19 protein-coding genes are annotated in these 21,661 nt (G+C 36.6%); 7 read left to right on the top strand and 12 right to left on the bottom strand.

Going from position 1 to position 21,661, the window contains the following annotated elements; all coding sequences use genetic code 11:
• Positions 1–44: 44 nt before the first annotated feature.
• The 4 genes from AC1UFB_RS00755 (at position 45) to AC1UFB_RS00740 (ending at position 5,097) form a co-directional block, all read left to right on the top strand.
• Positions 45–1,535 (top strand): glycoside hydrolase family 68 protein, encoded by a 1,491-nt coding sequence (locus tag AC1UFB_RS00755; protein ID WP_100346542.1) that lies wholly within the window; start codon positions 45–47, stop codon positions 1,533–1,535.
• A 145-nt stretch (positions 1,536–1,680) separates the two neighbouring features.
• Positions 1,681–3,225 (top strand): glycoside hydrolase family 32 protein, encoded by a 1,545-nt coding sequence (locus tag AC1UFB_RS00750; protein ID WP_100346543.1) that lies wholly within the window; start codon positions 1,681–1,683, stop codon positions 3,223–3,225.
• Positions 3,226–3,373: 148 nt separating this feature from the next.
• The gene (locus tag AC1UFB_RS00745) at positions 3,374–4,819 is read left to right on the top strand and encodes a DEAD/DEAH box helicase (protein WP_482588291.1); all 1,446 of its coding nucleotides are present in this window, start codon (positions 3,374–3,376) and stop codon (positions 4,817–4,819) included.
• Positions 4,820–4,935: 116 nt separating this feature from the next.
• Complete coding sequence (locus AC1UFB_RS00740; protein ID WP_156413461.1) at positions 4,936–5,097, top strand: hypothetical protein; 162 nt, start codon at positions 4,936–4,938, stop codon at positions 5,095–5,097.
• 47 nt (positions 5,098–5,144) lie between these two features.
• Here the strand turns inward: AC1UFB_RS00740 and AC1UFB_RS00735 are convergent, their stop codons facing one another.
• Positions 5,145–6,596, bottom strand: coding sequence for an alpha-amylase (locus AC1UFB_RS00735; RefSeq protein ID WP_100346545.1), 1,452 nt, complete (start codon positions 6,594–6,596; stop codon positions 5,145–5,147).
• Between the two features lie 180 nt (positions 6,597–6,776).
• On the opposite strand from AC1UFB_RS00735, the gene proB reads away from it, so the two are divergent.
• From proB to AC1UFB_RS00720, 3 genes are all read left to right on the top strand, one after another.
• On the top strand, positions 6,777–7,598 hold the full coding sequence (gene proB, locus AC1UFB_RS00730; protein WP_025910426.1) for a glutamate 5-kinase: 822 nt from the start codon (positions 6,777–6,779) through the stop codon (positions 7,596–7,598).
• Positions 7,599–7,716: 118 nt separating this feature from the next.
• Entirely contained in the window at positions 7,717–8,478 is a 762-nt protein-coding gene (locus AC1UFB_RS00725) for a threonine/serine exporter family protein (RefSeq protein WP_025910425.1), read from the top strand.
• A gap of 15 nt (positions 8,479–8,493) precedes the next feature.
• A complete protein-coding gene (locus tag AC1UFB_RS00720; protein ID WP_025910424.1) occupies positions 8,494–8,949 on the top strand; it encodes a threonine/serine exporter family protein in 456 nt (151 codons plus the stop codon).
• Positions 8,950–9,005: 56 nt separating this feature from the next.
• Here AC1UFB_RS00720 and AC1UFB_RS00715 read toward each other — a convergent pair whose 3' ends face one another.
• The 11 genes from AC1UFB_RS00715 to AC1UFB_RS00665 all read right to left on the bottom strand — a co-directional run.
• Positions 9,006–11,078, bottom strand: coding sequence for an alkaline phosphatase family protein (locus tag AC1UFB_RS00715; protein WP_100346546.1), 2,073 nt, complete (start codon positions 11,076–11,078; stop codon positions 9,006–9,008).
• 167 nt (positions 11,079–11,245) lie between these two features.
• Entirely contained in the window at positions 11,246–12,619 is a 1,374-nt protein-coding gene (locus AC1UFB_RS00710) for an O-antigen ligase family protein (protein ID WP_061785888.1), read from the bottom strand.
• Between the two features lie 25 nt (positions 12,620–12,644).
• A complete protein-coding gene (gene murJ, locus AC1UFB_RS00705; protein WP_100346547.1) occupies positions 12,645–14,150 on the bottom strand; it encodes a murein biosynthesis integral membrane protein MurJ in 1,506 nt (501 codons plus the stop codon).
• 27 nt (positions 14,151–14,177) lie between these two features.
• Positions 14,178–14,510: an EamA family transporter gene (locus tag AC1UFB_RS00700; RefSeq protein ID WP_025910419.1), complete on the bottom strand. Its 333-nt coding sequence runs from the start codon at positions 14,508–14,510 to the stop codon at positions 14,178–14,180.
• Positions 14,503–14,844 (bottom strand): DMT family transporter, encoded by a 342-nt coding sequence (locus AC1UFB_RS00695; RefSeq protein ID WP_025910418.1) that lies wholly within the window; start codon positions 14,842–14,844, stop codon positions 14,503–14,505. Before AC1UFB_RS00695 ends, AC1UFB_RS00700 begins: the two co-directional genes overlap by 8 nt.
• Positions 14,841–16,547, bottom strand: coding sequence for a DUF6020 family protein (locus AC1UFB_RS00690; RefSeq protein WP_225002463.1), 1,707 nt, complete (start codon positions 16,545–16,547; stop codon positions 14,841–14,843). Before AC1UFB_RS00690 ends, AC1UFB_RS00695 begins: the two co-directional genes overlap by 4 nt.
• Before the next feature lie 5 nt (positions 16,548–16,552).
• Positions 16,553–17,482 carry a glycosyltransferase family 2 protein gene (locus AC1UFB_RS00685; protein WP_025910415.1) on the bottom strand — a complete coding sequence of 310 codons (930 nt, stop codon included), beginning with the start codon at positions 17,480–17,482 and terminating at the stop codon, positions 16,553–16,555.
• 2 nt (positions 17,483–17,484) lie between these two features.
• Positions 17,485–18,579 (bottom strand): glycosyltransferase, encoded by a 1,095-nt coding sequence (locus tag AC1UFB_RS00680; RefSeq protein ID WP_100346549.1) that lies wholly within the window; start codon positions 18,577–18,579, stop codon positions 17,485–17,487.
• A gap of 261 nt (positions 18,580–18,840) precedes the next feature.
• A complete protein-coding gene (locus AC1UFB_RS00675; RefSeq protein ID WP_062687315.1) occupies positions 18,841–19,629 on the bottom strand; it encodes an endonuclease/exonuclease/phosphatase family protein in 789 nt (262 codons plus the stop codon).
• A gap of 2 nt (positions 19,630–19,631) precedes the next feature.
• On the bottom strand, positions 19,632–21,269 hold the full coding sequence (locus tag AC1UFB_RS00670; RefSeq protein ID WP_025910413.1) for a PTS transporter subunit IIBC: 1,638 nt from the start codon (positions 21,267–21,269) through the stop codon (positions 19,632–19,634).
• A gap of 176 nt (positions 21,270–21,445) precedes the next feature.
• Positions 21,446–21,661, bottom strand: a 216-nt coding sequence (locus tag AC1UFB_RS00665) for a transposase (RefSeq protein ID WP_482588286.1), incomplete at its 5' end; no start/stop codon positions are given.

The raw sequence follows: 21,661 nt of genomic DNA, 5'->3' as shown, positions 1-21,661 counted from the left end.
GTCTTGCCAAAGCATGAAAAACTATCTACTAGGAGGAAAACTTGATGAACTTTCGTAATTTTGCGTCAAAAGCAACGGTAGCATCCTTAAGTGCAGCAATTTTATTAGGAGGTAGCTTTACACCTGCTTCTGCTCAAGGTAAAGGTGTAGATGAAGCACAAGCAAAATCCTATAAAGAAACGTACGGTACTTCACAAATTACGCGTGAAGCAATGAAGAACATGGTAAACCAACATGGTGACAAGCGCTATACGGTACCAGGCTTTGATGAATCAACAATCAAAAATGTAGAATCAGCTGTTAAAACAGATAAAAATGGAAACAAAATCAAAATGGACGTATGGGACACATGGCCATTGCAAAATGCTGACGGTACGGTAGCGGAATATAACGGTTATCACATTGTATTTGGTTTAGCTGGAGATCCTAAGAACCCTAACGATACATTTATCTACATGTTCTATAAAAAAGCAGGAGACAATTCCGTTGACGCTTGGAAAAATGCTGGTCGTGTATTTGACGATAATGACAAGTACGAAGCAAACGACGAGCACTTAAAAGGACAAATAGAAGAATGGTCAGGATCTGCATTATTCACAGATGACGGTGAAATTCGCTTATTCTATACAAACCGTGGTGATTTTAATGAAAGCCAAAAATTATTCGGTAAACAAACTCTTACAACAGCACAGGTTAATGTTTCTGAACAACAAGAAAACACGCTGAAAGTTGACGGTGTTGAAGATCATAAATCAATCTACGAAGGTGGAGACAGCAAAACGTATGAGTCTGTAAACAAAGCTTTCGAAGATCGTAACTTTATGAACAACCATACGCTACGTGACCCTCACTACATTGAAGATAAAGGTCGCAAATATTTAGTTTTTGAAGCAAACACAGGTACTGAATATGGTTATTCTGGTGAAGAGTCTCTTTATAATCGCGCTTACTACGGCAACGGTATGAAGTTCTTCCGCGATGAGTTTAAGAACCTTGACAATAGTGATAAGAAAGATGAAGCAGAGCTTGCAAACGGTGCGATTGGTATCGTTGAAATTAACGATGACTACACGTTGAAAAATGAAATGAAGCCACTAATTGTATCAAATACAGTAACAGATGAAATTGAACGTCCCAATATCTTCAAAAAGGATGGCAAGTTCTATTTATTTACAAGCACACGTGGTTCTAAAATGACGACTGATGGTGTCGATGATAAAGATATTTACATGCTTGGCTATGTGTCAAATTCTTTAACAGGTCCATATAAACCAATGAATGACACAGGTATTGTATTGCATCAAGATTTAGATCCAAATGATGTAACATGGACATACGCACACTACGTGATTCCACAAAAAGACTCTGACAAATTTGTTGTAACAAGCTATATGACAAACCGCGGATTCTTTGAAGATAAGAAATCAACGTTTGCACCTTCATTCTTACTTGATATGAAAGGCAACAAATCTTCAGTTGTCCAAAATGGTACTTTAGAACAAGGTCAAATCACGTATGATGAAAAGAAAAAATAATCTTTGATATGAAATGAAAAAGAAAATGTCATGATAGTGGCATTTTCTTTTTATTTATTGGGTAAAACCATTGGGTGACATAATACTTTTAATGAAGCGTGGTGATAGTATGGGCAGGTTGAATTCAATACAGAGAAGGTGGACTATGCTAGTTATCATTTTAGCAATCATAATAGGCGCTAGCATTTATGTATGGATGAATCAAATGAATAAAGAAGATAAGAGCGAAAAAAAACCTGTGGAATCAACATCTTATCGCTCGTCTTACCATTTTACGGCACCTGATAAATGGAAAAATGATCCACAAAAGCCGATTTTCTATAATGGACAGTATCACTACTATTACCTTTACAATAAGGATTATCCCGATGGTAATGGAACTGAATGGCGCCATGCAACTTCGGAAGACCTTGTTCATTGGAAAGATGAAGGAGTAGCAATTCCAAAGTACACGAATAAAAATGGAGATCCATGGTCAGGTTCTGTTGTTGTTGATCGTAACAATACAGCTGGATTTGGAGAGGATGCGTTTATCGCAGTTGTAACGCAACCTTCAGAAGACGGAGGGAAGCAAGAGCAGTATTTATGGTATAGCACAGATGAAGGAAAAACGTTTCAAAGTGCTGGCGATGAACCTGTATTATCCAATCCTGGCATAGAAGATTTTCGCGATCCCAAAATTATATGGGACGATGAACGTGATAAATGGGTGATGCTGCTTGCAGAAGGTTCTAAAATTGGATTTTATGAATCAGGGAATCTGAAAGAATGGAAGTTCACTGGTGACTTTCAAACGGAGGATTATGGCGTATTAGAGTGTCCAGATTTATTCCAAATGAGAGGCCCTAATGGCACTGTTAAGTGGGTGCTTGGTATGAGTGCAAATGGTGAAGCAGTCGATAAACCAAACAACTATGCTTATTGGATCGGTGACTTTAATGGAGAGAACTTTGAAAAAGAGTATGAAGAGCCTCAGTGGCTAGATTACGGTTTTGATTGGTATGGTGGCGTTACATTTGAAGATGGCCAGGCTGACGACAAGTTAAACAAGCGTTACGGACTTGCTTGGATGAACAAATGGTCATATGCAGACAACACTCCTACCATGGAAGCCGACGGATTTAATGGAACGGATTCAATTGTTCGAGAAATTACGCTACAAGAAGATGAACAGTACGGTTACGCATTAGCCTCTCAGCCTGTGGCTGATTTAAAACAGCTTGTAAAATCGGAGAAAAAATATAATGATATAACATTAATAGATGAATCTAACACACTGGATATGAAGGGAGAAACGTACCGAATAGAAGCTGATGTGTCTTGGGAAGACAGCGAAAATATTGGTTTGCGTTTACGTGAATCAGAGGACAAGTCTCGACATATTGATGTGGGATTAGCTATTTCTGAAAACTATTCCTACGTAAATCGAGCGTTTGTAGAAAATCCAGACGAAGAGAAAAAGTTTCAAGAAAGCCAAGCGCCTTTTGGTGGTAATAACAAAAATGCACGTCTTACGGTTCTCGTTGATAAAACAAGCGTAGAAGTGTTTATAGACTGTGGGAAAGTGGTGCATACCAATTTAGTATTTCCCTTAGCTGAAGACCAAGGCATTTCGCTATTTTCTTCTGGTGGTACAGCTACGTTTGAAAGTGTGAAGGTTGAAGAGTTAGGAACAAATCCAAAAAAGTAAATAAGAATATGAAAAAGCTTCGGCCATAAGTAGCCGAAGCTTTTTTATTGTTTGTTCTCTCTCATAAATCGTTTATACTAATAAAAGCTTATAAAGTGAATTCTATATGTAACAAGGAACGTTAAATAATAAAAAAGCGAGGAACCATATGTCCAGTTCAACATTTACTGATTACGCAATTAGTGATCCAATCATAAAGGCCATAGATGCCTTAGAATATAACCAACCAACACCAGTTCAAGCGCGTGTTATTCCCAAAGTATTAGAAGATAAAGACGTAATTGTAACCTCACAAACAGGAAGCGGAAAAACAGCTTCCTTTGCCATTCCACTATGTGAAAAAGTAGATTGGCTTGAAAACAAGCCACAAGTACTTGTGCTGACGCCTACCCGTGAATTAGCGGCACAGGTTAGTGATGAAATGAAGAGTATCGGTCGCTATAAGCGTGTTAATAGCGTGGCCATCTACGGCCGACAGTCTTTTATGAAGCAAAAGACTATGCTAAAACAAAAAACGCATATCGTAGTGGGGACACCTGGCCGCGTCTTAGATCATATTGAAAAAGGCACGTTATCTGTTGAATGTTTAAAATATGTTGTATTAGACGAAGCAGACGAAATGTTAAATATGGGTTTTATTGATCAAGTATCAGCGATTCTAGATAAGCTTCCGATTAGTCGAACTACGATGCTTTTCTCTGCAACGTTTCCAGCTGATATTGAAGGTTTAGCTAAGAAATATATGATTAATCCTGAGCGTATCCAAATCGAAACAGTAGGAAAAGCACCGCAGCTTATTACACATCACGTGATGGAAGTGGAAGAAGGGAGTAAGCTTTCCTTGTTATCAGATGTCACGGTTGCTGAAAACCCAGATAGCTGCATCATCTTTTGTCGAACACAAGAACGAGTAAAAGAAGTTTTTCAGTACTTAGACGAACGTGATTATTCTGCTGATTTACTGCACGGAGCGATGGTTCAAGAAGATCGATTTGAAGTAATGGATGACTTTAAGCGCGGTGAGTTTCGCTATCTAGTAGCCACTGACGTTGCTGCTAGAGGAATTGACGTCGAAGATATTACGCTTGTCATTAACTTTGATTTCCCACTTGAAAAAGAAAAATACGTGCATCGTACGGGTAGAACAGGACGTGCTGGTAAGTCAGGAAAAGCCATTACGTTTATGACGTCTTATGAGCAAAAGTTCTTAGAAGAAATTCGTGAATACAGCCAAGCTGATATTCAGTTAAGTAACCCACCATCTGTTGAAGAAGTAAAAGCTAACAGAACGGCTTTTCAAGAGAAAATGGAAGCACCGGTAGTTCTAAGAGAAGAGAAGCGTGAAAAAGTTAACCAAGATATTATGAAGTTATATTTTAATGGCGGTAAGAAAAAGAAAATTCGTGCGGTTGATTTTGTGGGAACTATTGCTAAATTGCCTGGTATGTCCGCTCAAGATATTGGGATTATTACCATCCAAGATAATCATTCGTACGTTGAGATTTTAAACGGTAAAGGTCCATCTGTATTGAAGGGATTAAAAAATAAAAGCATCAAAGGCAAGAAGTTAAAAGTGCATGAAGCGAAAAAGTGAAAAAGAGACTGAGACATAAGTAGTTCAGCCTCTACTATACCTGAACGGTTGAGAGTTCATAACTTTTAATCGTTCAGGTTTTTTTGGTTGATTGTGAAAACAATGTTGGAAACAGGGTGGAATGGAGCGTAGGACACTCGACTCCTGCGGGAAAGAGAGGAAAAACTGAGATCCCGCAGCGCAGCGAGGAAGCTCAGGTTCCTCCCCGCGGAAAGCGAGTGACCGTAGCGCAATGGAACGAACGTGTTGAGACAAATCAAAGAGATGGGAACAGCTAGTGTTCGTGTTTTAGAAGCAATCATTTTGTTATGTCCCAAACTCTTTTCTATTGTTTAATCCATACGGATACACTTTGACTATTAACCGTAAAACAACCATAGCCATTCTCATCAATTGTAACCTGATCGTCTCGTTTTTCAAGCATATCAATCCAAGTACTACCAGCGTGCTCTTTTCCTACAAACATTTGCTTATCTCCTTCATCTCCATTTGAAAGAATGACAGCACAGCCAGAGCCTTCAATAGAGGGGTCTCCATGACGAACCCAGCCAATTGTATTGGGATGATCGAAATAGTCATCTTGGTCTCCATACGCTTTGTGGTAGCGCACCGATAAAAGCTTTGTGAGCATGTCCTTTTTTGCATCCATAGGGTTGTCCCCAGAGATACCGAAGAAATCCCCATAAAATATGCATGGGTATCCATCTTTTCGAAGTAAAATTAAGGCGTACGCTAATTCTTTAAACCAGTCTTCTATCCATGATTCAAGGGACTCGTTGGGCTGCGAATCATGATTATCTACAAAGGTAACCACATCTAATGGATGGATTTGGACAAGTGTATCATCAAATACTGTTTGTAAATCAAAATCTCTTCCTTTTTGTGAAGCTTCATATAACTTGTAGTGAAGAGGAACGTCGAAAATATCAATACCGTGTTCAACACGATCTAAAAAATCTGCTGCTGTTCTTAAGTCAGGATGCCAAAACTCGCCTATAAAATAAAAATCTTCTCCTTGCTCAGCAGCGACTTCTGATACAAATTCTTTGATAAATTTATAGTTAATATGCTTAATGGCATCCAGTCGGTAGCCGTCACAATTTAACGTTTCTGCTAGCCATTTTCCCCAGGAAATCATTTCACCCTTAACATCGGGATGGTCGTAATCAATGTTGGCATACATGAGATAATCATAGTTTCCAAATTCCTGATCCACCTCTTCATTCCACTTTTTATTTTCACCAAGGATTTTAAAGATACCAGAACGATCTTCTTTAGCATCATAGTCTGTCCCATTAAAATGTGTAAAATTCCATTGGAAATCTGAGTACTTATTGTTTCGACCGTTAAATGTAAATTTTGTCCACCCTTCAATATCAAAAGGCTCAGATATTTCGTTTGTTCGATTATCAGCATCTACTTCAATTACCTGAAAGGTCTCTGTTTCATCAGCCCCTGCTTTGTGGTTCATGACAATGTCAACATACACGCTGATTCCGTGGTCATGACACGCTTGAATTGCTTCGTGTAATTGCTCTTTTGTTCCATACTTTGTAGCGGTGCTTCCTTTTTGCTCAAATTCACCTAGGTCATAGACGTCGTATACGCTATAGCCATTGTCATCAGGTGAAGATGCCTTTGTAACTGGAGGAATCCAAACAGCATCAATGCCGGCTTCCTTTAGCTCAGGTGCTACTTCCTTTAAACGATTCCAATGATTTTGGTCAGCTGGCAAATGCCATTCAAAAAACTGAATCATTGTGTGATTACGTTCCATTCATCTCATCCTCTCACACCCGTTTTCTAGTTATATTCCTACTATGCGTCTTATCTAAACCATGTATAAAGGAAATAATTTCAAAAACAGAAATTATCGAGTAATCAAAAAGAATAAGACTTTTCTGATGAAGTCTGCTATAATTTTTTAAAATTATAAGCTTTTGGAGGAATGAACAGCATGGGGTATCGAGATCAATTACATAGCTGTAAACGTATCGTTGTCAAAGTAGGGACATCAACTTTAACATACGACAATGGAGAGATTCATTTAGGGCGCATTGAAAAATTAACGCGTGTTTTGTCTGATTTAATGAATTCGGGTAAAGAAGTGGTATTGGTTACATCAGGTGCAGTGCAAGTAGGAGTCAAGAAATTAAAGTTAGCAAATCGACCAACGTTAATTCGCGACAAGCAAGCAGCGGCCGCTGTAGGACAGTCAGAATTAATGCATATTTATAGTAAATTTTTCGGAGAATATAGTCATATTGTGGGGCAAGTGTTGTTAACCAAAGACGTTATTGAAGATGAACACGTTCGAAATAACGTCGTCAATACATTTGAAAAGTTGATTGAAGACCGCGTCATTCCAATTGTTAATGAGAATGATACCGTAGCAATTGACGAAATTGAGAATATTGTACGCTTTGGAGATAACGATAATTTATCGGCTATCGTTTCAGTACTTATTCAAGCTGATTTATTGGTGATTTTATCAGATATTGATGGCTTCTTTGACTCAGATCCAACAAAAAATGAGAATTCGATGCTTATTAAAGTCATTGAAAAAATCACGCCTGAGCTAGAAGAGTTTGCGGGAGGTAGTGGAACTTCTGTGGGAACAGGTGGAATGGTAACAAAATTAACGGCTGCGAAGCGTGCTACGGTAGAAGGGATTAACGTGGTTTTAGCAAACGGTAAAGACCCTGCTATCCTACGCGATTTAATTAATGGTAAAGAGCTAGGAACGCTGTTTTTATCTCAAAAGCAAAAAGTCCGTTAAGAAAAAAAGTGTGGGAAATCCACACTTTTTTTAATTAAGCATTGCGTATCATCCTTTGTTTCTTATACACTGTATGCTGTAAGAAACAAACCAGACTTTAGACGTTTGGAGTGAGAAGATGAAAGAAAAGAAATTAGATAGATATGACATTATGGACGTCTGCTTACTGGCAGGGAAAATTATGCTAGAAAGTGGAGCAGAGACATATCGAGTAGAAGATACAATGATGAGGATTGCTGCTTCATTTGGCATTAAAACATCACATAGCTATGTAACTCCAACCGGAATTATGTTTTCTCTGGAGACGAGTGAGCCCACTAAAACGAAGCTCATACGTATTTCTGAACGTACAACAGATTTAAAGAAAGTAACGTTAGTTAACAGCGTATCGCGTCAAATCAGTCAAGGTCAACTGCAATTAGAAGAAGCATATGACGCTTTAGAAACTATCGCAGAATCCAACGTTGCGTTTCCTTTATGGGTCCAGCTCGCGGCTGCTTCTATTTCAAGCGGCTGTTTTTTAATCATGTTTCAAGGTCAATGGTTAGACTTCATTCCAGCTATGTTAGCCGGAGGACTTGGCTTTTTAGCACTTGTCTATTTCCATCGTATTATTCCAATTAAATTCTTTGCCGAGTTTACTGCTTCGCTAACCATTGGTACGCTTTCACTGCTATTTGTCACAATCGGTGTTGGAAGTGAACTTGATAAAATTATTATTGGATCGGTTATGCCTCTGGTGCCAGGGCTTTTAATTACCAATGCTGTAAGGGACCTAATGGCAGGACACTTGTTATCGGGTTTGTCTAAAGGTGCAGAGGCTTTCTTAACGGCTTTTGCCATTGGTGCTGGAATCGCAGTTGTATTTACATTGTTATAAGAAGGAGGGCTGCATATGACAATCATTGAGCAAATTATTACAAGCTTTATCGCTTCTGCTGCGTTTGGTATTATTTTTAACGTTCCACGTGAATCATTATTAAAGTGTGGTTTTGTTGGAATGATTGGCTGGTTAATTTACTTTCTGATGACGATGTACAATATTGATGAAGTACCAAGTACAGTAGCATCTGCGTTTTTTATTGCAATTATTAGCCAAATTTATGCAAAGGTATATCGCATGCCCATTATTATTTTTACAGTTGCAGGTATTATCCCACTCGTGCCGGGGGGAATTGCCTATGACGCCATGCGAAACTTCGTAGAAAATGATTACAATACAGCAATTAGCTTAGCTGCAAAAGCATTTATGATTTCAGGATCAATTGCCATTGGAATCGTGTTTTCGGAAGTAGTTAATCAAATTATTCGACAGTCGAAATTAAATGTGAAAGCAAAATATCGTCCATAAAGAAAAGAGGTCCCCCAACCTCATTGAAACGAATCAATGGAGATGAGAGACCTTTTTTATTTATATAATGACTCTTTTCCATATTGCTTTCCGGATAAGGTGTCGAATTCTAATAGTTGATATTGCTTCATATATTGAATAGCGTCTCGCTTTAAAGAAGAGGTGTCATGAACAACTTCTCCTTCATCATTTAGATAAATTTGCTTACGAAATGCTGGAATATGTTCTTTCATTTTTGATAAATAGCTATAAAATAGAGTTGGCTTATAGTTTAATTCATCTACAATCATTGGCGCAAAATACATAGGACTAATCGTTCCTAACTCTTGCTCCATGTTTAAATTAAAGTTCGCCATAAATAAGAGTGGTGTTTCATAAAATTCTTTTGATTTTTGAAATTCGCCTGTGTTGCCAAAGCCACCCTCTATATAGCCTTGAAGATTTTTTCCTAGAGCAGGTAAATGATCTCCCCAAAATACAACAAGTGTAGGTTCATCGAGTTTTTGTATTTCAGTTTCTAATTTCTTCAGGGCGTCATCGGACTGCTTAATACCTTCAGCATAAATTTCAATTTCGCTTTTCATTTCAGGAGATAAGTTGTCACCTTCAACAGATATTGTTTTTTCACCATTATACTTTGTAGTTGGATATGGAAGGTGATTTCCGATTGTCACGGCGTGAATAAAAGCTGGCTTATCTGATTTTTTTAACGTATCTAAAACTTGATTAACAACTGAATCGTCCGAAACAAATCCTTCGTTATCTTTTTCCGTAAAGTCCATTTCATCAATAAATAAACTTTTTTCAAATCCTAGGTTTGGATAGACATTTTGACGCATGTACATAATGCCGTTATTTGGATGCATTGCTTCCGTATAGTAGCCTAATTGATTTAGATAAGAAGCAAACGAAGGATATTCTTTTTTGCTTAAAATGTGTTGAAAAGGCAAACCACCAGGGTTAAACGTATTCATTGAATAACTTGTTAGTGCTTCAAACTCTACGTTAGCTGTTTCGCCACCAAATGCAGGGCTGAGCATGGACCCAGAAGGGTACTTCTTCATTAGTTCTTTTGTGTGCTCTAATGGATCTTTTGAAAAAGAAAGGTCTAGCTTGGTAGGGTCCCAAAAAGATTCATTCATGACAAAGACAATGTTTGGTTTTTTGTCTGCTTTAGAATCACTACTGAATGGCTTCACTTCTTTTTTCATATTCTCGACAGCAGCTGTGACGCGTTTTTCAGAGTAACCCTCAGGTTCTTCCAAAATATTTGTCTTGATATTCGAAATCATGCCGATAACGGGACCGTTATAATAATAATTATTTTGCTGATTCCACGGCATAATGGCTGAATATTTTTCATAGTACTTTTCCGCAAAGGTATCTTCAAAAAACAGGAATGATTTTGAGATAAACATGATTGGAAGAATGAGTATAATACGGATTCGCCAATCAATTTTTAACTTAGGTGAACGTAACCATAGAACGAACAAGGCTATTACGCTAATAACCACAAGTATGGTGGTTGAAAGGGAGATAGACTCTCGAATCATTGGTATAACCTCTTTTAATTGGGTAACTTGAATGAAATCATTCGGGAAGAGCGGTTCGTTTCTAAAAATCTTTTTGTAGTGGTTCGTTAACGCAAGGATAAAAAACAATAGAATTGAAATTCCACTACCAATATAGACTTCCCCCGTCAGCAAAATGACTCCAAATGCTAGTAAACCAAGAATAAATGAGCTTAATAAATAGCGATCTGTATACTCTTGAATCCATTCAATCGATTTACCAAGCTGATGTAAATCAATATGATAAATGAGAAATAAAAGGGCACCTACCAACCCAATAAACGTTGCAAATAAAAATGCAGAAATGAGATGGTAAACTCTAGAATTAGCAACCTGAGTAATTAGTTCTTTTTTAACAAGTATCCAAACCGTTAGAAAGCTTAATAATAAAGCGATAAGGCTAACAAGTATCGTAAAATAGGCGGTGTGAATCTGCGCCCAATCAAAAGCGAGATTGTAGTCACCTGTAAATGAAATTATGGTTATTCCATATAAAAATATGGTTAGGAATAAGTAAAAGATAAAGGTAGGTAAAAACTGAATGATGCGCTGATACATAAAGCATTCCCCCAAAAAAATAGTAGCTTTACAAGCTTAACATAAAATTAACATTTTTGAAGGGAAAATGTTTTGGGAAGCTTAAGCAAAGGTAAACAAAGAAGAGGAAATTAGTTGTATTGACTATAAAAGCCGCTAAAGGCAGATGACCTCTAACGGCTTTGAAACTAATCTAACGCATTTGATTTATAAAAGTGAATACAAGCAAGATAAGCTGCTGTTACAGCAAAATAAATGGTTACAGCAGGAGCTGTAAAGACATGACCTGCAACAAATGCAATACCTAATGCTAAAACAACAGAGGTACTATACATCATAAATGACTCATTCCAAAGCTGAGAAGGCTCACGAATGAATCGTTTTATTACGTATAGAGCAATTATTAGAAGAGGTAAAATCCACAGAATAAATCCAATAATTCCAAGTGAGAAGAAAAGGTCATAAAAGTCCATTTCAATCATTTTTGGCTGCTGTTCTTCTGTGTAATTTCCTGCATAGCCCATTCCGACAAGCTTACGGGCGATAGGAGCTTCTGCATACTGCTCTTTATGGTGAGCTAAAAAGTCTTCGCGACTACTTAAAATAAGATTTTCAATATCGCTATTGTCTAACTTTTGTCGCTTTTTCTTTTTAGTATCAGTAGCACCATCTTCTTCTGACTGCTCTGGTTGCTGCTCTTTCTTTTTATTTTCTAGCAAATCGATATGCGCATATGTGTTTGTGAAAGCAGGAGAGATAGGAGTTGTAACTCCAACTACTACCAACAAAATAATTGAGATAACTAAATTAGATTTTACTGCACGTTGTTTTGTTGCAAAGAGTTTAAGTACTAATACAACAAATGCAACCCCTAACGATAAAATAACAGCTCCTAATCCTACCTTTGTTCCAATCATAATTGAAGATACTGCAAGTAAAATAAACGGAATCCAAAAGTAAAATTGCTTTAACGACTGTGTTTTCTTTAAGCCAAATAAAAGTGTTAAAGGTAATAATAGAGCAACGATTGCTCCAAGTTCGTTAGCAGCGTAAAACCAGCCTTTAAAACCAGTTTTATTGTATTGATAACTTTCTAAAGCTGTACCAGTAAGCATGGTGCCAATGAACACAATACTGATAATAAGAGAAGCAGTTAATAAGTTTTTATTGAGAGCTTTTGAGACATTTACAGATTGGCGATACATTGTAAAAACCACAATAGCTCCTAAGAGCGTTACGTTCATATAAACAACTTTATTAAAGAACTTTACTTCTTGAGCTAAATAGTAAGGATCTTTCCATTGACTATTAAAGTAAATATTAACACCAAGGAATAGTGCAAAGACAATTAAATAAAGAATTGAATATCTGGCCCACTTGGACTTTTTGAAAAATACCAGTAAGATAATCCCCACAAATACCATATACATGAACCGGATAATAACACCGATTGAAAGAGGACTTTCTACATTTAAAACCATGTATGTTGTTAGCATATCAATAATTGGCTGTATTGAAATAAAACCAACAAACAGAAAAAATAACCAGTATGTGTTCTTCATATAGTAATCTCCTGTTTTAGTGAATTTAACGTTTTCGTTTACGTAAAACCATCATAATGCCATCTACTTTAAATATAAACGTCGATATTAAGTATACTAAACCTCCCACTAAGCATACAACCGTAAATCGACCCAGAACATGCAGGTCGTTTAAAGCTTGTATATCCTTCAGGATGTACATAGCGACCATAACGGGGATGCTAGCTACTAAAATTTTTGTTGTTTCCTTTAGTAAATAGCGGAAGTGGAAGCCATTGATGAGACGATTTAGCATAACGAACACAATGGCAGTATAGAAAAACCCCACAACGGACATTGAAAGTGCAAGCCCTTGATAACCTAAAAACTTCGTGAATGTTAAGTTAAAAATGATATTCAGTAGGATTGACAGTAGTCCGATACGCATTATAACGTGGCCTTTTCCTAATGAATAGAAGCCTTTTGCTAAAATTGCTTGTAGTGAGTAAAAGAACACCGATCCAAAATAATAATAAGAAGCATCAGTAGTTTTCAAGGTAGATGTAGCGTCAAATGCACCACGTTCATAAGCAATTTGAACAATATCTTTCATATAAAAGCTCATAATCACAAGTGTCGGAACAAGTAACATCAGCATAAATGTTAGCCCTTTTTCGATTCCTGTTTTAAACCGCTCTTCATTTTTATCGTTCAGAGCTTTTACAATGAGTGGGTAAATGATTGTCGCAACGGTCACACCAAAGATTGCTTGGGGAATACTAACTAATCGAAAGGCATAGTTCAAGTAAGAAATAACGCCTTCTCCAAATGACCCTGCAAAAAAGAAGTTAACTGTTAGGTTAATTTGTCCCACCATGATGGTAACACCCACAGGAATAAAAACTTTATAAAAGATTTTAACTTCTTCTCTATCTATCTTCTGCTTCCATAGCAGCAGATTCTTTGGTTTAAAGTACACAACTTTAATGAGAAAGGAAGCAAGAGTTCCTAATAGATATCCTAAGGCAATAGCGTATCCACCCATTACATCCTGGAGTAAAATCGTACTTAAGATAGTAAATAAGACAACAACGGTTTGAGAAAATACAGAGAAGGAATATTGACTGTTAGCATCAAATACACCTTCATATACCGCGTTTACCCCAACTAAAGAAAGCGATAAAAAGTATAAAATTGCGGTATAGATACCAATATCAATCGCTGCTTTAGAAAAGTTAGGGTAGCTAGCAGGAAAATAAAAGAATGCTGCTATCGAGCCTAAAATAGAGATGACTAAGCAAATAAAAAACGTAGACTTTACAATGTTTGTAAGGTGCGATTTCCCTTTTCCTTCTTTTTCGTAGCGCAAATAGCTAGGGATAAAAGCATCTTTCATGCCCGTGAGCATAAATAGAATAAATGCGTTGGGAATAATCATCGCTGCGTTATAGGCATCTACGATATAGCTTGTACCAAAGTAATTGGCGATTACTAAATCTCGAATCATACTGGAAAACTTTAAAAACAAGGTTGAAACAAGTAATAAAATACTTGCAATCTTTAAGCTTTTCATAAATTAAAACTCCTGCCTTTATGCTGTTTAGCTATTAGCAATAATAAAACAACCAATGATGATAAGAGCGCATCCAATCATTTGTTTGACGGTTACTTTTTCTTTTAACAAAAAGTAGCCAAACAATAGTGTCCATACATAGGTAATGGACGTTAACGGGAAGACAACAGAGTAAGGCAGCAAGGTTAAGACATATACGTTTAACAATGCTGATATTCCGTAAAATGAGCCCCCACCTATCAAGTAGATAATAGCCATTTTCGTGTTTTTAGCGCTTAAAGCTGTGGAGATCTGTTTGAAAAAGACAGCTCCAACTGAACCTAGAAGTGTCATAATAAGTAAAATCGGTATACTAATCATCATGGTCACCTACCAATAGTACCCCAACAATAATAACAGCTGTACCAATTAGTTTCGTAAAGCTAACAGCTTCATTTAATAAAAAGAAACCTAATGCAATACTGATGACATATCCTAAGCTTAAAAAAGGGTGAAGAAGTGAAACTCTTTCATATTTAAAGGCTAAAATCATAAAAATAGCTCCAAATCCGTAGAGTAAGAAGCCAATTATTAACATAATGTTGAATGAACCATTGGATAACTTCCAGAGAAGCTGCCCAATGGCTGTAAACATGGAGGCAATGATAATTAAAAATATGCCTAATTTTCTATTGTACTGTACGTTGTTTGTCAAAACTGACCCCTCTCTTCTTCACCTTTTCTAACAAAGGCTAATCCGACAAAGAAGAAGCTGACAAATACGCTTGCTAGTAAGTAGCGGAAGTCTTGTGCAGGTAACGCTGCTAAAACTGATAACGTATTTAATAGCCATGGAAATAAAACAATGGAAGACGTGATTCCTTTTCTCGCAATGAAGAAAAGAGAAAATAATAAGATAACACAGTGATAAAAAGCAGGCTTCCATAAGAAAAATAAAGAAGGGCTTTTAAAGAATTCCAAATATGCTTTTGCTGTGTTTGTAATCAATGGTGAAACCACGGTATTTTCAAGTCCAAATTTATTTCCGTAGTATACGTTGGTTACATACGTGTCGGTATATCCATCTTCAAATGGCGTTGTTTGCCATACCAGTGCCGTTTGTTTTAGAAATCCTTCCATTGCTAGATATGGATTCTTGATAACAATGCTCATGTAATTTTTAAAATATAAACCAAGGTCTTGAAAAATAAACTCTCGGTCGTAATATTCCCACGTGAATTTAATTGGGTCACTTTTATATGGATTATATTTTTCTTTCCAAAGTTCAATCGGGAGAACGTTGTTAAAGTATTCACGCTCAGATTTAGACATCTCTCCATCATTGACAATAATGTTGGCAATTTGTTGTGTCGGAATCGATAACGCTTCATTAGGATCAGAAGGTTTAACATCTAACCAGTTGAACACAGGGCCTGTGATAATTCGTTGTAAAATAAAAATCACTAAAAATAGCGGAACCAAGCGTTTCCAATACTTTCTAAACAATACGATTAAACATAAAAATGTAATAACGAACACAGGGAATCCATTATGTCTAAAAAAGGCTACACCAAAAGATGATAAAAGAAGCATAAAGATTCCATATTTAGACTGAATAAATGCTCCGTTTGATAAATATACTCTCGCAATATTTACCGTAAAAAATAGCAAAAAGGCGCTGTATAGGATATCTTTCCAGATAACAATGGAAAAGATTAAAAAACTCGGTATTAATAATACGAGTAATGTTAGAATTCCTAAAACAATAGGTGGAACTTGCTTTTTAATAAGAAAGTGAAACGTGTATAAATAAATACTAGACACGACTAAGATTTGAACAATCGTAATCATTCCAGGGTGATCCCATATTTGAGTTAGTATCATAATTAACCAAGTGATCATGATCGGGTGCCAGTCATTAAATTCACGAGTATGTGCTTGTTCCCACTGAGCCAGAGAATCGGGCGTCATTCCACCTGGGAAAAAGGCTAACCAATAAAAGGCGCTCATAGCTAAAATACAAATGCCAATAATCCATTTATATTTGTTTGGATAATCAACAGACGAATCTGGATTAAAATGTGCTTTAAAGGTTGTTGCACAAGCAATTACAAACCCTAATGCAATCACCCATCTTCCAAGAATATAAAGAATAAAGTCGAAGATAGTGGATGCTGTCATATGCAAGTTACTTAATAAAGAAAACTGTATGATGAAGCTGACTGCTATGATCAGGAGCCATTGTATTGATGTAAATGAAGCATAAGCTCTATTTTTATAAATAAAAATAGAGCTTATGCCTACTAATACTAACAACATAAAAACAGAAGAAAAACTTACTCTGTCAGGGGCTCCAATAAAAATACCTATCAATGCAAAAGCAGTCGCTATTAAATAAAGAATAGGTTTTTTATTCACGGTAATTACTCCCTTATTTGTTCAATCTTCTTATTTAATTCTAGTTCATATTGTTTGCGGTTTAACGATGCAATTGTATCTAGGATAAGTCCGGAAACAAACGATAATACACCAAGCAGAATTAAGCCCGTTGCTAGGATTGATGAAGGGACTTTTGTAATAAAGCCTGTTTTGAAAAATTCATAAATAACAGGTGTTCCTACCGCTAATCCAGCAACTAAGAATAATAAAGTCCAAAGTGAGAAGAACTGTAACGGCTTGTACTCCTTGAATAGAGTAAAAATCATTTTAAGTACTTTATAACCATCAGAGAAGGTGTTTAGCTTTGACTCACTACCCTCTGGACGATCTCGATAATCAATAGGAATCTCTTTCAAACGGAAGCGTTTGTCCAAGGCATGTAAACTCATTTCTGTCTCAATTTCAAATCCAGGGCTCATGACAGGGATTGATTTTACAAATAGCTTGTCGTAAGCTCGGTATCCTGTCATGATATCGGTAATGTTACTTTTATATAGCTTATTAATTAATGAACGAACTAGGTTGTTTCCAAAGTTATGGAACGGACGTTTATTTTCTTCAAAATACGTACCGTTTGAAAGACGATCACCAATAGTCATATTTGCTTCTTTGTTTCTAATAGGTTCAATAAGCTGGTGAACAAACTCAGCTGGGTACGTGTCATCACCATCAACCATTACATAACAATCAGCGTCTATATCTTGGAACATTGATCGAACAACGTTTCCTTTTCCTTGCTTTAATTCTTTTTTAACAATAGCTCCATGAGCTAATGCAATTTCACTTGTTTTGTCTTTAGAATTGTTATCATAGACGTAAATATCAGCTTCGGGTAACTCTTGCTTAAAGTCATCAATTACTTTTCCAATTGTTACTTCTTCGTTGTAACAAGGAATTAAAACTGCGATTTTCATTCTTACACCTCATTAAAGAAAATTGTTGGTAGTTGCTGAGAAATCTCATCTACACTGTATAACTTAGCTGTTTTCACAGCTTGTGATGACATGTTTTCCTTCTGTTCCGCAGATGATTCCATAAAAAGGCGCAATTTCTCCTTCAGCTCTCCTGCCTGACCAGGTTCAAAGAAAAGGCCATTTTGACCATCAATAATGTAATCTTTGAGTCCACCGATACGGCTACCGATTACAGGAGCTCCACAGGCCATGGCTTCTAATCCTACTAGACCTAAGCTTTCTCCTTTACGGATTGTTGGAAAGACAAATGCGTCGATTACATTATAGACATAGGCTAAAGAGGATTGTGGGAGCAAAGGAAAGTGAATGATTTTATCTGCTAAATTCAACTCTTGAACCATCTGTTTAAACTTTGGCTCGTCCTTTCCACTACCAACATAAATGTATTTATAATCCGTAAGGCTTTCAGCTTCTAACTGCGCGATGGCTTGTAAATAAAACTCCCATCCTTTACCGACATCAATGCGACTTACACAGCCAATATAACGTTGCTTTGGATTTAAATTCAACTCTTTATAAGCCTCTTCTTTAGTAGAAAATGAATAAAACAATTTAAAATTAACGCCTCCGCTAGGAAAGATATAAATAGGCGTTGTCACTCCATACTTCTCTTGAACTAGTTCTTTATAGTAAGGAGATGGAGCAATAATTTTATGTGAACGATGCAACAGTTCTTTTACCCGTGGCTGAAACTTTTCTTGTGAAGGGACTTCGGGAACGACATCTGAACCGTGAACGTTTGTTACAATTTTCACACGTTTATTTAACTTCTTTAAAATAAGCAAGGGTAGAGCATTGTGAGAAGCATAATGCACATAAAGGTAGTCATACTTTTTTGTTAAGCCACTTGCTATTATTTTTAAATAATGCGAAGCATATCCAACTAGCTTTCCGAGTTTGCCTGTTCGTTTTGTCATGACAGCTTTGTCTACTGAAACACCATTATCAAGTAATATCTGCTCAGTATTTTTCACAAAGACACCATAGCTTGGAAAATCTTTAGATGGATACATATTAGAAATGAGCAAAATTTTCATTTTGATTCTGCACCTATCTTCTTTGATTTTAGTATTTTCGCTATGTTGACACATGAATTAAATGTTAGATAAGTAAATAAAAGGAATATTAATTCTTGTATTAACAACAACACATTATAGCATATTTACATTTTTAAATGTCAAAGTATTATACAATCAACAAAGATTTAATAAAGCTTTATATTATTATCATGTGCATTTACTATCATTCCATGTGAAAAGCTGTTGAAGTCTAGACTTCAACAGCTTTGTTTAACGTGATTATGTTAATGCTACTTCTACGCCAAAATGGTCGGAAACAACAGGTTTATTAGTACCATTAAAGATGACGTGGGATTTAGCTATCTTATAAGGGTCACTTGTTAAGATTAAATCAATACGAAGCTTTTCTTTGTTTTCATCCCATCCAGCAATTTTACCTTGGACCGTAATTCCTTCATCTTTTTCAAGAGCAAGGTCATAGGTGTCGTATAAAGGGTGCTTTTTCATATAGTCATATCCTTCATTTCGAATAAAGGCATTGTTGTTAAAGTCACCTAATAAGAAAAATGGATGGTCTTTTTTTATGGAAGTCCATAGAGAGTCAAACTGGTCTTTAAACGGTTCTTTATCATCTTCCCACCAACCTAGATGACAAGAGTAAAATGATAGCAGTTCGTCGTTATAAGAAATTGTTGCTCCAACAACTCTTCTTGTTTTCCAGTCGTTTACGTCAGATGTTCTTGAAACGAAGAAAGAGTGCTCTTCAACAACAGGGTGCTTTGTTAAGATAGCCAAGCCTTCCTCGTAAACTTCATACCCGATGTGAGCCATGTCCCATACAAGCTCATAATCGTGAACACCTAGCTTTTTCAATTCTTGTAACAGAACATATCCATAATTATCAGATTTAATATGCTTATTCACATAAGGAGCCTCCATATGCTGGCTAACTTCTTGTAGAGCAATTACATCATAATCTTTCTCTTTAATTACAGAAGCTAGACAAGAAATCTTGTCTAGCTGGTTTTCTTCTTGCCAAGAATGGCAGTTTAAAGTGAGTAATTTCATCTTCACGCTCCTAGTAAGTCTTGAATATCAGATTTAAGAACATCAGCTTTTGGACCATAAATAGCTTGAACACCTTTATCTTTTACGATTAAGCCTAGAGCTCCGTTTTGTTTCCATTCCGCCTCAGTAGCCACGGAGCTAGTATCTTTTACTGTTACACGAAGGCGAGTCATACAAGCGTCAACATCTTCAATGTTTTGTTGACCACCTAACAATTCAATAATAACAGGTGCTAGAGAATCATTTTTTACGTTTGAAGTACCGCTAGTTGAAGCTTCATCTTCGATATAGTTTCCGTTACGTCCCGGAGTAGGGAAGTTGAAACGTTTAATCATAAAGTTTGCTACTGCAAAGTTTAATCCGAAGAATACAAGACACGCAATAATAAAGTTTACTAAATCTAACCATAATCCTGCTTTAACAATCATTGGCGTACGTGTAATCAATTCGATAACACCGAATGCGTGAACGCGGACATCAATAATATCAACAATGGCAAAGGCCATACCTGTCATGATTGCGTATACAACATAAAGAACTGGAGCAGCAAACATGAACATGAATTCGATTGGCTCTGTAACACCAGTTAGGAATACAGCTAGTGCAGCAGAGAAGAACATTGATTTATACTTTCTGCGTTTATCTGCATCAACGTTGCGGTACATTGCAAAAGCAATACCGATTAATGCAGCACAAGATAGAATCATTTGACCAACTTTAAAGCGAGCTGGCGTTACTTCATTTAACAATTGTTGATAGCTAGCTGTGTCACCAGCTGCTAGGAAGTTATTTAAGTCAGCAATCCAAGCTAACCATAATGGATCTTGACCAGCTACTGTTGAGCCAGCACCAGAACCTGTTAAAATTTGATACGTTCCACCAAGTTCAGTATAGTTGATTGGAACCGTTAACATATGATGTAAACCGAAAGGTAATAATAGACGTTCTAATGCACCAAAAATAAATGGAGCCAAGATTGGTGCTGTGTCACGAGATGTTGCAATCCACTGACCAAAGCTGTTTAAAGCACCTTGGATGAATGGCCATACAATCGATAAAATAATTGCTGTAACAATTGATCCACCAATAACAACAAAAGGTACAAAGCGTTTACCGTTAAAGAATGATAAAGCTTCAGGTAATTTATCGTAGTTGTAATACTTGTTAAATAAGTTGGCTCCAAGGAAACCGGCAATGATACCAACGAATACGCCCATGTTTAAAGCAGGAGCACCTAAAATTGATGTGAAGTAATCTTTTACAACAAGTTCTTGTCCGAATAGAGACGTAATTTTTGCTTCAGGATCTGCTAGCATATCGGCGTTAACCCCGAAGATTGCACCAGTAATACGGTTAATCAACACAAAAGCGATTAGTGCAGCGAATGCTCCACCCGCACGTTCTTTTGCCCAAGATCCTCCAATCGCTACCGCAAACAAGATATGGAGGTTTGTAATAATACCCCAACCTATATCTTCCATCACTCGGGCAATCGTTTGCACAAGTGCCATTTCTCCACCAGTCATACCAACTAGCTTTCCAAGTGAAATCATAATACCTGCAGCTGGCATAACAGCTACAACAACCAGTAAGGCTTTACCAAACTTCTGCCAAAAATCAAATGAAAAGAATTTCTTCATGACTATTTCCCCTCCCCGTTGTATGGGCTTTCAATATGTTGTGTGCGTTTACAGTTATTTTATAGCTGAAACGAATATAAATGGTGCAACCGTTTGCATAAATTTATTTTAATAAAAAGGCTTTCATAATGCAATACTTTTTTGAAAAATAAAAGTATATAAGTTGAATTTATCTTTTACAATCGAATGCACAATCGATCAATAACTTTTCTAGGTGAGTCATTTAACTCACGAATAAAAGCTTGCACATTTCTTCGAATCTCTTTAACAGAGGAATAAAAAAGGTTATTAATTACGTCTGATTTGAGCCATTTCCATAACCTTTCAATGAGATTTAACTCAGGGCTGTAAGGTGGTAAAAAAACCAATTCTAAACGATGTTGGTGGTTACG

The sequence above is a fragment of the Priestia sp. KCTC 13724 genome, from assembly GCF_056820425.1.
Note: the sequence above shows the minus strand (reverse complement) of the source record. Positions and strands in the feature narration are given on the sequence as shown.

Excerpts from the sequence above, each read along its gene's own strand:
- AC1UFB_RS00675 (WP_062687315.1), bottom strand. The coding sequence starts at position 19,629 with ATGAAATTACTCACTTTAAACTGCCATTCTTGGCAAGAAGAAAACCAG.
- AC1UFB_RS00700 (WP_025910419.1), bottom strand. The coding sequence starts at position 14,510 with ATGATTAGTATACCGATTTTACTTATTATGACACTTCTAGGTTCAGTT.
- AC1UFB_RS00680 (WP_100346549.1), bottom strand. The coding sequence starts at position 18,579 with ATGAAAATTTTGCTCATTTCTAATATGTATCCATCTAAAGATTTTCCA.
- AC1UFB_RS00750 (WP_100346543.1), top strand. The coding sequence starts at position 1,681 with ATGCTAGTTATCATTTTAGCAATCATAATAGGCGCTAGCATTTATGTA.
- AC1UFB_RS00735 (WP_100346545.1), bottom strand. The coding sequence starts at position 6,596 with ATGGAACGTAATCACACAATGATTCAGTTTTTTGAATGGCATTTGCCA.
- AC1UFB_RS00720 (WP_025910424.1), top strand. The coding sequence starts at position 8,494 with ATGACAATCATTGAGCAAATTATTACAAGCTTTATCGCTTCTGCTGCG.
- AC1UFB_RS00685 (WP_025910415.1), bottom strand. The coding sequence starts at position 17,482 with ATGAAAATCGCAGTTTTAATTCCTTGTTACAACGAAGAAGTAACAATT.
- AC1UFB_RS00670 (WP_025910413.1), bottom strand. The coding sequence starts at position 21,269 with ATGAAGAAATTCTTTTCATTTGATTTTTGGCAGAAGTTTGGTAAAGCC.
- murJ (WP_100346547.1), bottom strand. The coding sequence starts at position 14,150 with ATGAAAAGCTTAAAGATTGCAAGTATTTTATTACTTGTTTCAACCTTG.
- AC1UFB_RS00725 (WP_025910425.1), top strand. The coding sequence starts at position 7,717 with ATGAAAGAAAAGAAATTAGATAGATATGACATTATGGACGTCTGCTTA.
- AC1UFB_RS00710 (WP_061785888.1), bottom strand. The coding sequence starts at position 12,619 with ATGAAGAACACATACTGGTTATTTTTTCTGTTTGTTGGTTTTATTTCA.
- proB (WP_025910426.1), top strand. The coding sequence starts at position 6,777 with ATGGGGTATCGAGATCAATTACATAGCTGTAAACGTATCGTTGTCAAA.
- AC1UFB_RS00715 (WP_100346546.1), bottom strand. The coding sequence starts at position 11,078 with ATGTATCAGCGCATCATTCAGTTTTTACCTACCTTTATCTTTTACTTA.
- AC1UFB_RS00755 (WP_100346542.1), top strand. The coding sequence starts at position 45 with ATGAACTTTCGTAATTTTGCGTCAAAAGCAACGGTAGCATCCTTAAGT.
- AC1UFB_RS00745 (WP_482588291.1), top strand. The coding sequence starts at position 3,374 with ATGTCCAGTTCAACATTTACTGATTACGCAATTAGTGATCCAATCATA.